The organism is Arthrobacter sp. S2(2024), assembly GCF_036662515.1.
In the GTDB taxonomy this organism is placed as follows: Bacteria; Actinomycetota; Actinomycetes; order Actinomycetales; family Micrococcaceae; genus Arthrobacter.
On the sequence record NZ_JAYKZI010000015.1, the window covers coordinates 25,033 to 37,463 of the forward strand.

General features: G+C 64.2%; 11 protein-coding genes. 4 read left to right on the top strand and 7 right to left on the bottom strand.

Annotated elements, in window-relative coordinates; genetic code table 11:
* Positions 1 to 54: 54 nt before the first annotated feature.
* Both VLA65_RS19415 and VLA65_RS19420 read right to left on the bottom strand, forming a co-directional pair.
* Positions 55 to 1,017, bottom strand: coding sequence for a metallophosphoesterase (locus VLA65_RS19415; RefSeq protein ID WP_332603442.1), 963 nt, complete (start codon positions 1,015 to 1,017; stop codon positions 55 to 57).
* Positions 1,010 to 3,283: a transglycosylase domain-containing protein gene (locus VLA65_RS19420; protein ID WP_059389480.1), complete on the bottom strand. Its 2,274-nt coding sequence runs from the start codon at positions 3,281 to 3,283 to the stop codon at positions 1,010 to 1,012. Before VLA65_RS19420 ends, VLA65_RS19415 begins: the two co-directional genes overlap by 8 nt.
* A 37-nt stretch (positions 3,284 to 3,320) precedes the next feature.
* Here VLA65_RS19420 and VLA65_RS19425 point away from each other — a divergent pair, with 37 nt between their 5' ends.
* Genes VLA65_RS19425 through VLA65_RS19435 form a run of 3 tightly spaced genes read left to right on the top strand, consistent with a single transcriptional unit; the run spans position 3,321 to position 4,944 of the window.
* Positions 3,321 to 3,476, top strand: coding sequence for a DUF4177 domain-containing protein (locus VLA65_RS19425; RefSeq protein WP_009359196.1), 156 nt, complete (start codon positions 3,321 to 3,323; stop codon positions 3,474 to 3,476).
* 2 nt (positions 3,477 to 3,478) lie between these two features.
* Entirely contained in the window at positions 3,479 to 4,015 is a 537-nt protein-coding gene (locus tag VLA65_RS19430; protein ID WP_332603443.1) for a RidA family protein, read from the top strand.
* Positions 4,016 to 4,032: 17 nt separating this feature from the next.
* Positions 4,033 to 4,944 carry an NUDIX hydrolase gene (locus tag VLA65_RS19435; RefSeq protein ID WP_284990336.1) on the top strand — a complete coding sequence of 304 codons (912 nt, stop codon included), beginning with the start codon at positions 4,033 to 4,035 and terminating at the stop codon, positions 4,942 to 4,944.
* Between the two features lie 85 nt (positions 4,945 to 5,029).
* Here the strand turns inward: VLA65_RS19435 and VLA65_RS19440 are convergent, their stop codons facing one another.
* Positions 5,030 to 5,707, bottom strand: coding sequence for a Crp/Fnr family transcriptional regulator (locus tag VLA65_RS19440; RefSeq protein ID WP_011775987.1), 678 nt, complete (start codon positions 5,705 to 5,707; stop codon positions 5,030 to 5,032).
* A gap of 247 nt (positions 5,708 to 5,954) precedes the next feature.
* Here VLA65_RS19440 and VLA65_RS19445 point away from each other — a divergent pair, with 247 nt between their 5' ends.
* On the top strand, positions 5,955 to 7,139 hold the full coding sequence (locus VLA65_RS19445; RefSeq protein ID WP_284990337.1) for a MarP family serine protease: 1,185 nt from the start codon (positions 5,955 to 5,957) through the stop codon (positions 7,137 to 7,139).
* A 34-nt stretch (positions 7,140 to 7,173) separates the two neighbouring features.
* On the opposite strand, the gene aroQ is transcribed toward VLA65_RS19445, so the two are convergent.
* The 4 genes from aroQ to VLA65_RS19465 form a co-directional block, all read right to left on the bottom strand.
* Positions 7,174 to 7,638, bottom strand: coding sequence for a type II 3-dehydroquinate dehydratase (aroQ, locus tag VLA65_RS19450; RefSeq protein ID WP_059389485.1), 465 nt, complete (start codon positions 7,636 to 7,638; stop codon positions 7,174 to 7,176).
* 116 nt (positions 7,639 to 7,754) lie between these two features.
* Positions 7,755 to 9,944, bottom strand: coding sequence for an alpha-galactosidase (locus VLA65_RS19455; RefSeq protein ID WP_332603461.1), 2,190 nt, complete (start codon positions 9,942 to 9,944; stop codon positions 7,755 to 7,757).
* A gap of 116 nt (positions 9,945 to 10,060) precedes the next feature.
* Positions 10,061 to 11,413, bottom strand: coding sequence for an ABC transporter substrate-binding protein (locus VLA65_RS19460; protein WP_059389486.1), 1,353 nt, complete (start codon positions 11,411 to 11,413; stop codon positions 10,061 to 10,063).
* A gap of 50 nt (positions 11,414 to 11,463) precedes the next feature.
* Positions 11,464 to 12,423 (bottom strand): carbohydrate ABC transporter permease, encoded by a 960-nt coding sequence (locus VLA65_RS19465; protein ID WP_059389487.1) that lies wholly within the window; start codon positions 12,421 to 12,423, stop codon positions 11,464 to 11,466.
* Between the last annotated feature and the right edge of the window lie 8 nt (positions 12,424 to 12,431).

Sequence of the window (12,431 nt, forward strand, 5' to 3'; positions counted from 1 at the left end):
TTCACAGCACCATTGCGTTGCGTGATACGAGGTATTCGGAACTGGTGGCGCTGGTTATTGACGGGGCGTCAGCGTCAGCAGCACTGCTTCCGGCTTGCACGCGATCCGGACCGGGGCGAAGCGCGAGGTGCCGATGCCGCCCGAGACGTTGACCGGCGTCGCGCGTCCGTTGTTCTCCCAGTCATGCAGGCCTTTGGCGCGCCACGTGGGGAGATCGCAATTGGCAACCAGGGCGCCGTAGCCGGGGATGCAGATCTGGCCGCCGTGGGTGTGTCCGGCGAGGATGAGGTCCGCGGCGTCGTTCGTGAAGTGATCCAGGACCCGTTGGTAGGGGGCGTGGATAACGGCTACGCGCAGGTGCGGGCGGGAGTCCTGTCCGACGGTGCCGCGTGGCCAGCCGGTGTAGCGCTCCCGATTGAGATGGGGGTCGTCCACTCCGGAGAAATCGAAGCGGATTCCGTTGATGGGCAAGGACTGGTGCCTGTTGGTGAGGTCGATCCAGCCGGACATCCCGAAACCCGAGCGCAGGCGCGGCCAATCGAGCTCGACCGGATTGTCCTTGACGCGGGACGGGCCGAGGAAATACGTGGCCGGGTTCTTGAACCGCGGGGCGTAGTAGTCGTTGGAGCCTGGGACGAAGACGCCCGGGAACTTCAACAGTGGCCGCAATGCGTCCAGCAGCGGAACAACGGCGTGGGGGTGGCTGAGATTGTCGCCCGTGTTCACCACAAGGTCCGGCTCAAGCGTGGCGAGAGAACGCAGCCATTCGGCCTTCTTGCGTTGGCTTGGCACGAAATGGATGTCGCTTATGTGCAGCACCCGGACGGGAGCCGAGCCTTCAGGGAGGATGGGCACGGTCTCCTCGCGGAGTACGAACTGGTTCTTTTCCCAGAGGCCGTAAGCGAAGCCTGCCACGCCAGCGGTTGCGCCCGCACCCGCAGCGACGGCAAAGCCGCGTCCGATGCTTCGGACGCGGCTTGCCAGCGATTCAATGACGGGCTTGGAGCCGCTAGCCATTGTTCTTTCCGTTGCCATTTCCATTGCCGTTCCCGTTGCTGCTCGGCTGGGTGCTCGGAGAAGTGTTGCCCGGAGTGGTGGTGCTAGGCGTCGAAGGCTTGAACCCGGGCGGGTCGAGCAGGTTCGACGGCGGAGCCGGGAACGGGTTGGTTCCATAGGTGGGAGCAACCTGGAGCATGTAGTTGGCGAACTGCGGACCAGCGATCATGTAACCGTCAATGCCCTGGTAGAACTTGCCATTGATGGTGACGTTCTGACCCGCTCGGTTCTGGCTGCCCAACGGATCGCCGAACCACGTGGCCGTTGCGAGGCCGGAAGTGTAGCCGGCAACCCAGGTGGAACCATTGGAGTCGTTGGTTCCGGTCTTGCCCGCGATGGGGAAGTTGGTCTTGGTGGAGATTCGAGGCTGGATCAGCGAGCCGGAGCCCTTATTCAGAACCTCTTGCATGGCGTAGGCAACACCATGAGCGACCTCGGGGGTGACCGCGCTCCTGCAGCTCGTGGACTGGGCCGGCAGCTTGGCGCCCGTCTGGTCGGTTACCGAGGTGATGGCGATCGGCTCGCAGTACGTGCCATTGTTGGCAAAGGTGGCGAAGGCGCTGGCCATGGTCAGTGGCGCGGTCTGGGTGGAACCAATCAGGTTGCCCAACGTTGTCATGGGAACCTTCGGGTTGGGATTGCTGGCGTCCGGCAGGCCGCCGTGGATGCCAACAGCATCGACGATCTTCTGGATGCCACACAGGTCAACCCTTGCAGCCGTGGCAAATGTCATGGTGTTGATGGAGTTGGCCAAACCATCCACCACTGTCATGGGCTTGTAATATCCACCCTCGGCGTTCTGGAGGTCATGGGTGCCATTGGTGCTGTCATACCAGCCGACCGTCGGAGTCGGGCAAGTGTTCTTCCACGGGAAATTCTGGGGATACCGCCGGACGGTGCCATCCAGCACCGTATTCATCGACTTGCCCTCGTTCAACCATTCGGCAAAAGTGAAGGGCTTCATGGTTGAACCGGGCTGGAATCCGCCCAGTCCGTTGAGGTCATTGCCGTTGGCATCCAGTTTGTCTACGTTGAAGTTCTGCTCGGCCTGGAACTTCCCGTCGGCTGGCAGCCAGACGGTATTTTGGGCCATCGAGATGATCTTGCCGGTGCCCGGCTGGACCGACACCAAGGAAGCGCCCCATTTGTCCGGGTTAGCGCCGGCGGAAGCATCTACCTGGGCCTGGGCCACGGCCTGCGCCTTCGGGTCCAGTGTGGTCTGGATGGTCAGGCCACCCCGCGAGACGCGGTTGACGCGATCGTCGATCGTCGCGCCGTAGGCCGGGTTGTTGTAGAGCAGGTGCAGCACGTAGTCGCAGAAGTACGCGGCAGTGGCGGAGTAGGGGCAGCCTTGGCGAGGTTGCGTCACCTTGGTGGTCACCGGCGTCGCGATGGCGGCGTCGTAGTCGGCCTTCTTGATCTTTCCCTGGTCCAGCATGAGGCCGAGCACCAGGTCGCGACGCTGCTTCGCGTGGTCCGGGTTCGTCACCGGGTCGTAGTAGGACGGGCTGTTGACGACGCCGGCCAGCAAGGCGGCTTGCGGCAAGGTGAGGTCCTTGGCGCTGGTGCTGAAGAAGAGCCTTGAGGCGGCCTCGATGCCGTAGGCGTCCTTGTTGAAGAAGACGATGTTGAGGTAACCCTCGAGGATCTGCTGCTTGGAGAACTTCTTCTCCAAAGCGATGGACAGCTTCATTTCGCGAAGTTTGTCGCCCACGCCTTTGTTCACGCCATTGAGCTTGACGTCGGCACCCTTGTTCTGGGACACGAGCGACTCATTAATGACGTTGTTCACGTACTGCTGGGTGATGGTGGAAGCGCCCTGTTTTTGCCCGCGCGCCGTGCTCACGATGGCGCGCATGATGCCGGTGGCGTCAATGCCGCCGTGCTCATAGAAGCGGCTGTCCTCAACCGAGACGATCGCATCCTTGATGAAAGGGCTCATCTGGTCGAGCGAGACCCGCGTGCGGTTCTCGGAGTAGATCGAGGCGATCTGGCTGCCGTCCGCGGCCAGGATGGTGGTCGCCTGGCTGGGCGGGTTCACCTGAAGCTCCGCCGGCAGCGTGTCGAAGAACTGAATGGACCCACTCGCCGCACTGCCCGAAACGGCGGCCGCGGGAACGAGCAAGCCCGCCACCAGGACACCACAAATAGCGCTCACACCGAGGAATCCGAGGATCTTTCCAAGAGTGGTGGCAGTGTCGAATAGAGGGTTCCTACGAGTCACCATGTTCACCACTTTACCGGCAAGGGCTAGTCTTTCTTTCATGACCAAATGGGAGTACGCGACGATTCCGCTCATCATTCACGCTACAAAACAGATTCTGGACCAGTGGGGAGAGGACGGCTGGGAGCTCGTCCAGGTTGTTCCCGGACCCGACGGAAACGGACTTGTTGCATACTTGAAGAGGGAGAAGCAGTAACAATGACAACCCCCGCAGAAGCCACATTTGGCGCGGATTCCACGGCTCCGGCATCCGCCGTCGAGCAGCGCCTTGCAGAACTGGGACTGACCCTTCCGGCCGTCGCAGCTCCGGTGGCCGCCTATGTTCCGGCCATCGTCTCCGGCAACCACGTCTACACCTCCGGACAGCTGCCCTTCATTAACGGCAAACTCGAAGCTACGGGCAAAGTCTCCAGCGGTGAAGAGGGCCTTTCGGACGAGCCCACGGTGTCTCCGGAAGACGCGCAGAGGTATGCAGCTGTCTGCGCCGTCAATGCCTTGGCCGCCGTCAAGAGTGTCATCGGGGACCTCGACCGCATCACGCGCATCGTGAAGGTCGTCGGCTTCGTGGCCTCCGATACCTCCTTCACCGGCCAGCCCGGTGTCATCAATGGTGCATCCGAGCTCCTCGGGCGTGTCTTCGGCGACAAAGGGCAGCACGCGCGTTCCGCCGTCGGCGTTGCAGTCCTTCCGCTCGACTCTCCCGTCGAGGTCGAGTTGATCGCTGAATTCAGCTAAGGAACCGGTTCACTCCATTGCCACAACTAGCCCGACGCTTGTTTGCGTTACCCCCTGAACTTGAAGGGGCTGCACGGAATTGGCTTGAGCTCGGCGAACGGGCCCCCCGCGCCGCGCGTTTTGCATCATCTGTTGTCCTGCTCCGCGATTCGCCGACCGGCCTGGAAACGTGGATGGGTTACCGTCCCGGATCCTCGCCTTTGGGCGTTGTCGCGTTTCCCGGCGGCTCGCTGGAACCCAGCGACGACGACGCCCTCGGCTGGCTCGGCCCCTCGCCTCAGCATTGGGCTGAGACGCTGGGGACCGCCGACGTCGGACTTGCCCGCCGCCACGTGGTGGGCGCCATCCGCGAACTGTTCGAGGAGACCGGCGTGCTGCTGGCCGGCCCCGACTTGTCCTCCACAGTGGAGGCGACGTCCACTCCCGAGTGGATGAAGGCCCGCGAGGCCGTGGCGGCCCAGGACAAGTCGTTCACGGACGTCCTGGCCAAGCGCGGCCTGTCGCTGCGGACGGACTTGCTCAAGCCGCTGGTCAACTGGCTCAGCCCGGACTTCGCGCACAGGCGCTTCAATACCCGCTACTTCGCCGCCACTCTTCCCGTGAACCAGCAGCCATCGCTGCTGGCCAGCAAGGGTGTCTGGGGGCGTTGGGTGTGCGTTTCCAAACTCATGGCCGAGCGCGAGACCACTGCGCTTGGGGATGAAATCGGCCAGGAAAACACCGTTGGCTTGCCACTGGGCCAATTGCTGGTGCCGGGCTCGGAGATCATCCTTGAGAAGATGGCCGCTGCCCAGGGTTGCATTGCGTACCTCAGCTACAAGCGGAAGCCGCACATGTACCAGCCGCGGCTCGTTCAAGAGGATGGCGCGCTCATGCTCGAAGTCGAAGCGGCCCGGACGGTTTCAGGGGAGCCGCAGCGGGAACGCTGACGATACCCAAATCCGCTGGCGACACGAAAAATGCCTGGTGACTCCGGAATTCCGGGGTCACCAGGCATTTTCTGTGTCGCAGGAATTAACGGGAGCGCTGGCGGAGGCGCTGCATGTCCAGGATGACCACTGCGCGGGCTTCCAGGCGGAGCCAGCCGCGCTGGACGAACTCGGCGAGGGCCTTGTTGACCGTCTCGCGGGAAGCTCCGACCAGCTGGGCCAGTTCTTCCTGCGTGAGTTCGTGGGCCACCAGGACGCCGTCGGTCGCGGGCCGGCCGAAGCGGTCCGCGAGGTCCAGGAGGGCCTTGGCGACACGGCCCGGGACGTCCGAGAACACGAGGTCGGACAGGGAATCGTTGGTGCGGCGCAAGCGGCGGGCAAGTGCTTGGAGCAATTGTGCGGACACCTCGGGGCGGGTGCGCAGCAGGGCGTTGAGGCTTTCGTTCTTCAGGCCCGCCAGACGCGTTTCGGAAACGGCCGTGGCCGTCGCGGTGCGCGGGCTGGGATCGAACAGGGCCATTTCGCCGAAGAGCTCGCCCGGGCCGAGGATGGCCAACAGGGATTCGCGGCCGTCCGGAGAGGTGCGGCCGAGCTTAACCTTGCCGGACACGATGAAGTAGAGCTGGTCACCCTGATCGCCCTCACGGAAAACAGACGCTCCGCGTGAAAGGTCCACCTCTGTGAGTTCGTCCGTCAGCAGACGGAAAGCGTCGTCGTCAAGGGTGGCGAAGAGGGGTGCGCGGCGCAATACCTCGATATCCATGAAATCTCCTGAGTAAAAGTTCGGCTGGGGCGCTTCAGCCATTGTTTCAGAATTTTGTCGCGTCTGTGACGTACTTGGCAGCCGAAACGCCCTAAATCACGCGGAAGAGGCCCAAAACCGCGCCTCAAACGGCCGGGAATGCCCTGCTCGGCAGGGGCTTCGCGATCTGGACGACGGCCTGCTTCCGAAGGGAAGCTGTCAGTCTGTGCAACTACAATTGGGGCTTACCCGGCTGTGAGGAGCTTTGGTGTTCGGCTTGACCATATTGGACCTGGCGTTGATTTTGACGCTTCTTTCCTACCTGATCTACGGACTGCGCAACGGCTTCTTCGTGACGCTTGGAGGAATCGCGGGCTTCGCCGTAGGAGCAGCCGCGGCCTTTATCGCGGTCCCGCTCGTCGGCGAGTGGGTGAAGGACAGCGGCTGGAGGCTGACTGCCATTATCGGCTCGGCCGTGGTCCTCATTGTCTTGGGGCACGGTCTGGGTACCTGGATCGGACAAAGGGTCCGCAAAGCCTTGCGCATCCAGCCTTTGCACGCACTTGACCGCGTGCTGGGTGGTTTCGTCAGTTTGGTTGTTGCCGCACTCGTGATGTCCATGTTGGCTTTCAGCATCGGTTCCTTGGGCGTGCCCTTCGTTTCGCAGCAGCTGGCCGATTCCAAGGTGATCCGCTTCATCGACACCATGACGCCCACACCGGTCAAGGCCAGCGTGGCGCAACTGCGTTCCAAGGTCATGGGCAACGGCATTCCGCAGCTCATCGAGGGCATCGGCCCCGTTACTCCGGTGCCCGTTCCGAACACGAGCACCGACACTCCCGCACTCAACAATGCGGCCCACTCTGTGCTGAAGATTGCCGGGACGGCCTACCAGTGCGGCCAGAACCAGACAGGCTCCGGCTTTGTTGTCTCCCCTGGCCGCGTGGTGACCAACGCCCACGTGGTGGCCGGAGTGTCGCAACCTGTAGTGGAAATCCCCGACGGCGGTGCGTTGCCTGGTCGCGTGGTCTACTTCGACAGCCAGCGCGACCTGGCCGTCATCGCCGTCGACGGCCTCCCGACGGCGCCGCTGCAGTTGAGCCCGGATCTTCCGGCCGGTTCGCCCGCGGCTTTCGCCGGCTACCCGCATGGTGGTCCGTTCCAGTCCAAGCCGGCCGCGGTGGAGGGCATCTCGACCCTGCTGGTCCCGGACATTTACGGCAACAACCCGTCCCCGGAGCAGGTCTACAAGCTGGCGGGAGACGTGCAACCGGGCAACTCGGGCGGTCCGCTGCTGACCACCCAGGGACAGGTTGCCGGCGTTGTCTTCGCCAAGACCACTTCGGATGTGGCGGTGGGCTACGCCCTCACTATGGACGAGCTCTCTCCGGTGGCACAGCAAGCACCATCGCTCAGCGACGCCGTCTCGTCGGGCCAGTGCACCAAGAAGTAGGCCGCCCGCCAAGGGACATGCTTAGTCCGAGGGTCTAGACCGCGGTGGCGAGGTAGTCGATGGCCAGCTTGTAGCCCTGGACTCCTGCGCCGACGATCACCGCGGAGCACACCGGGGACAAGTAGGAGTGGTGCCGGAATTCTTCGCGCTGGTGCACATTGGTGATGTGGACTTCGACGGCGGGAAGCTGCACTGCCGCGAGCGCGTCCCGCAGTGCCACGGACGTGTGCGTGTAAGCACCAGCGTTGATGACGATCCCGACGGCGGTCCCTCGGGCGCCATGGATGGCGTCCAGGAGGTCGCCCTCGTGGTTGGACTGGACACAGTCCACCGTGAAGCCGTTGGCCTCGGCGGCGGCCATGGCGAGCTGTTCGACGTCGGCCAAGGTGGACGTGCCGTACTTTTCCGGCTCGCGCGTGCCCAGCAGGTTCAGGTTGGGGCCGTTGAGGACGAGGATGGTGCCGCGACCGGCTTCGGTGGCGGTGGGAGCTTCAGTCATGACTCCCAATCTATCGGTGCGCCGAGCCTGTCCGGCGTTTCTTACGCTGCCCGGCTGCGCCGCGGCACCGGACAGCGTAAGAAACAGCGAACAGCGTAAGAAACACCAAACGGCAGCTACACCGCAGTAATGCTGAGCAGCAACGCGTGCTCAGGGTTCAGGACCGGCAAGGGAAGCCCCACCTCCGCAAGGAAGCGCCCGCTTGCCTCAGCCCCGGATGGCAGCCATGCCGGAGGTTGCACCTGGGTGAACGTGCGGGCATAGTCGGCGTCGCCGGGGGCCGGGAAAATGGCGTGCACCCTGTAAGAGCGCTCGGGGTCGAGGCCCGGAACAGCGATACGCCCGGGTTGTTCGGCGAACGACGTCCGGGTGCTGACGACGGCGAACAGCGCGGACGCGCCGTCGTCGGACACCACACCGTGCAACATCAGTGAGTCGTCGGGAACGTCCGCGCGGACCATCCGCCCGCTGTGGATGAGCCCCCGGTGCTCCTTGTACAGGCCGATGAAGCGCTTGAGCTCCTCGCGTTCGGCGCCTTGGACGTGGCGGACATCCCATTCCATGCCGAAATGCCCGAATAGCGCAGTGATGGCGCGGAAGGAGAGATCATGCGTGCGGGCCGTGGTGTGCGAGGTGGTGGGGCCGATATGCCCGCCCACCAGTTCCGGCGGAACCACTACGCCGGTCCAGCGCTGGATGGTCTGCCTCTCGAGGGCGTCGTTGCAGTCCGATCCCCAGATCCGGTCGGTCCGCTCAAGGATGCCGAGATCCACCCGGGCCCCGCCCGAGGAGCAGCTTTCGATTTCGACGCCGGGGTGGGCCTTGCGGAGCTCGTCGAAGAGCCGGTACGCGGCGAGGGTTTGCGCGTGCACGGACGCACGGCCCGCATGGCCGTGCTCGGCGAGGTCCCGGTTCTGGTCCCATTTGAGGTACTTGATGTTGTTTTCCCCGAGCAGTGCGTCGATCCGTTCGAAGACGTACTGCCAGGCCGCCGGGTTGACGAGGTCGATGATGTGCTGGTGCCGCCATTCCAGAGGGAGGCGGCCGCCGTCCTTGTGGGAGAGTGCCGCGGGGCCCACGATCCAGTCGGGGTGCGCCCGGGCGACATCGGAATCCAGGTTGACCATTTCCGGTTCCACCCAGAGCCCGAATTCCATGCCATGGGAGTTCACGGCTTCGATGAGCGGTGTCAGGCCATCGGGCCAAAGGGTTTCGTCGACGTACCAATCGCCCAGGCCTGCGTGATCGTCGCGGCGCCCGCGGAACCACCCGTCGTCGAGCACGAAGCGCTCAACGCCCAGCTCCGCAGCGGACTCGGCGAGCTCGATCAGGGTGTCCAGCTTGTGGTCGAAGTACACGGCCTCCCAGGTGTTGAGGACCACTGGGCGGGGCTTGCCGGCGGGGAGTCCCGTGGAAGCCGCGGGAAGGACGTGATGCGGGCGCGAGCGGAACCAGCTGTAGAACGCTTCGCTGATGCCGTCGAGGCCACGGTCCGAGTAGGCGGCAAACAGGGCGGGTGTGGTGTAGCCCTCGCCGGGCTGGAGGACTACTTCGGCCGGGCCCAGGAGCTCGGAGCCGCCGATCATCGTGCGGCCATCGGCCACGGTGTCGGCGAATTGTTCGTGGTTGCCGCTCCACGCCAAGTGGGTGGCCCAGACCTTTCCGTGGCGGTTGCCGAATCCGGCGGTGCCCGCCGCGAAAAGCAGCGAGGAATCGTGCCCCGTGCGGCCGTGGCGACCCGTGCGCACCCACGTCCCTTGCTGCACGGGCCGGCGCTGTGGGTGCCGTTCGCGGCACCAGCGCCCGGTGAGGTCAAGGAGTTCGACGGCGTCCGGCCCCACCGCGAGGACGGTGGCGAGCTCGTCGAGCTGGAAGGGGGACGTGCCGTCGTTGACCGCGGTGTGGCGCAGCTCCAGAAGGCCGCCGGGGTGAAGGGTGAGTGTGGACGTCACGGTGATTCCGGCGTCGGGGTCCTTCTGGACAATCGCTGCGGAGGCGACGGCGGAGCTAGGGTCAGCCTGCACATCCACCACGCGAAGCCGGAGCGAAAAGTCCAGTCCCGGAACGCCGTCGGCGATTCGCTGGCCGCGCAGGCCCGGGCGGCCCAGCCACGCGGAGGAGCCCTGCGGGAGGAGTGCGGCCGGTACGTTGGCGTCGACGGCGGAGTGCGGAATGGGTTCGCCCAGGATGGCAAGGTCCGGGAGGGTGCTGCCGAGATCGGCACCCCAGTGGATGACCTCGGCCTCTCCGTTATCGAAACTGACCACCAGGCTTGTGCCGGCGGAACGGAGGTGGAGCGGGTCCATGGGCTGGTTCACTTTCAGAGAGTCGTGTGTCGCGTGATGCGGGAGTGGAGAGTCCGGGCGCCGCCGTCAAAGGAGTGAAAGCGGCGGCGCCCGGACTGGCTTGGCGGGGACTGGTGTTACTTGAAGAGGTTGTTGACCTGGTTGTTGGCGTCGGAGAGGGAGCTGGCCGGCTTCTTGCCGCTCAGTACTGCGTCCATTGCGGGCTTCATGATGCCGTCAACTTTGGCAGCCTTGTCCGCGATGGGGAAGAGGAACGTGGTCCCGTCTTTGACCTGCTGGGTGAAAGCGGAGACGTCAACACCCTTGGCCGCGAACGCCTTGGCGGCCAGGTCAGAGGACGTGCTGATCGCCGGGAACACAACAGCCTTGTTGGCGACGACGTCCTGGCAAGCCGACGAGCCGAGGTACTCGACCCACTTGGTGGCCGCTGCCGGGTTCTTGGTGCCTGCCCAGATGGAGTCGGCGAGGCCGTTGAACATTGACGCGCGCTTACCGCTCGGACCAACCGGCGTGGGGGCGATTCCGGTCTGGATGCCCTTGTAGGCGGTGTACTGGCCGATCATCCATGAGCCGCTGGTATTGATTGCGGCCTTGCCCGCGCCGAAGTTGTCCGACACGCTGGCGCCTACCGTTGTTTCGAGTTTGGGCATGTAGCCCTTGTCCGCCAGTCCGGCCCACCAGGCGATGGTTTCCTGGAACTTGGGGTCGTCGTAGTTGAACTTGGTGCCCCACGGGTTCTTGTCGGTAGCGGTCCAGCCCGTAGTGGCTGCGAGGAAGCTCCATTGGGTCTGGCCCTGGCCGGAACCGGAGGACTCCAAGCCCAAGCCGTAGACGGCCACATTGTTCTTGTCGAAGCCGGCTTCGTCTCCGCGCTTGCCGTTCTTGTCCACGGTCAGGTGGGCAATGGTCTTTTCGTAGCTGCCGCCGTCCTTGGGGTTCCAATCGAGCTTGGCCATCTGCTCGGCGGTGATCCCGGCGGAGTCGGTCATCGCCTTGTTGTAGAAGAGGCTGATGGTGTCCCAGTCCTTCGGGAGGCCGTAGCGCTTGCCGTCCTGGCCTACCCAGAGATCGGCCAGGCCCTTGTTGTAGCTGTCCAGCTTGACGCCGTCTTTGGCTACGGCATCGTCGAGGGCCAGCAACTGCTTCTTGGAAGCAAACTCCGGGTACTTGGACAGGTGGTCGGTGAAGACGTCCGGGGCGGTGCCGGACACGAAGCCGTTGGTCAGGGTGGTCCAGTAGTCGTCCCAGCCGCGCTGGGTGATTTTGACCGTGATGTTCGGGTTTGCCTTGGTGAAGTCGCTCGCGCACTGCTGGTATGCCGGGAGCTGGTTGGCATCCCACAGCCAGTAGTTGATCTCGCCCTTTGCTTCGCTGGAGACGGGGGTGGAACCGCCACAGGCGGAGAGTGACAGCGCGGCTGCGGCAGCGACGGCGACGGCGGCTGCGACGGTGCCAATGGATTTCTTCATGGTGGACCTTTCAGGGGGTTGCGATGGAACGGGGCGGTGCTGGGGATGACTTACTTGATGCCGGAGAAGCCGATGGAGTTGACCACCTTCTTGCCGAAGGCGATGAAGAGGATCAGGACGGGCAGCGCTGCCACGAGGGTGGCGGCCATGAGCCCACTCCAGTCCGGCGCCCCTTGCGGGGACTGGGACTTGAAGACGCCCAGTCCCACAGTGAGGACGCGGACACTTTCGTCCTGGCCCACCAGGAGCGGCCAGAAGTACTCGTTCCACTGACCGATGAAGGTCAGCAGGGCCAGGGTGGCCAGGGGTGCTGCGGCGTTGGGGATCACGATCTGGAAGAAGATCCGGAGGTGCTTGGCGCCGTCGAGCATGGCTGCCTCTTCCACTTCGCGGGACATGCTCAGGAAGAACTGGCGCAGGAAGAAGATGGCGAACGGGGTCATGAACATGAAGGGCAGTGCCAGCCCGGCGAAGGTGTTGAGCAGGCCCAGGTTCTTGATCATCAGGAAGTTGGGCAGGGCGGTGAAGATCGGCGGGACCATCATGGTGGCCAGGAAGATCGCGAACACCTTGTTCCGGCCGGGCCAGCGCAGGCGGGAAAAGGCGTAGGCGGCCATTGCGCTGAAGAACACCTGGCCTGCGGTGGTCATGGTGGCGAAGACGATCGAGTTGCGCAGGTAGAGCCAGAAGTTGATGTCAGCGCCGGAACCGCCTTCGGCGATTGCCTGCTCGGGGCTCTGTAGCCCGAAGACCCGCTGGAACGCGCCCCAGCTGAAGTCCGCGGGAAGGAGGTTGCCGGCGTTCGAGGCGAGCGAATGGTTGCTGGACAGTGCAGTCCGGAGCATCCAGAGGAACGGGGCGAGGGTGACCACGACGGCGATCGCTACGAGGACCCAGGCACCTGCGCGGCGCCAGTTGAAGGGTTTCGTGCGGGGGCGGCGCGATTGCGGAGAGCCGACGACGGCGGTGGCGGACTCGCGCGAGCGGCGGGAATTGGTGGAGGTACTCATGGCGGGGC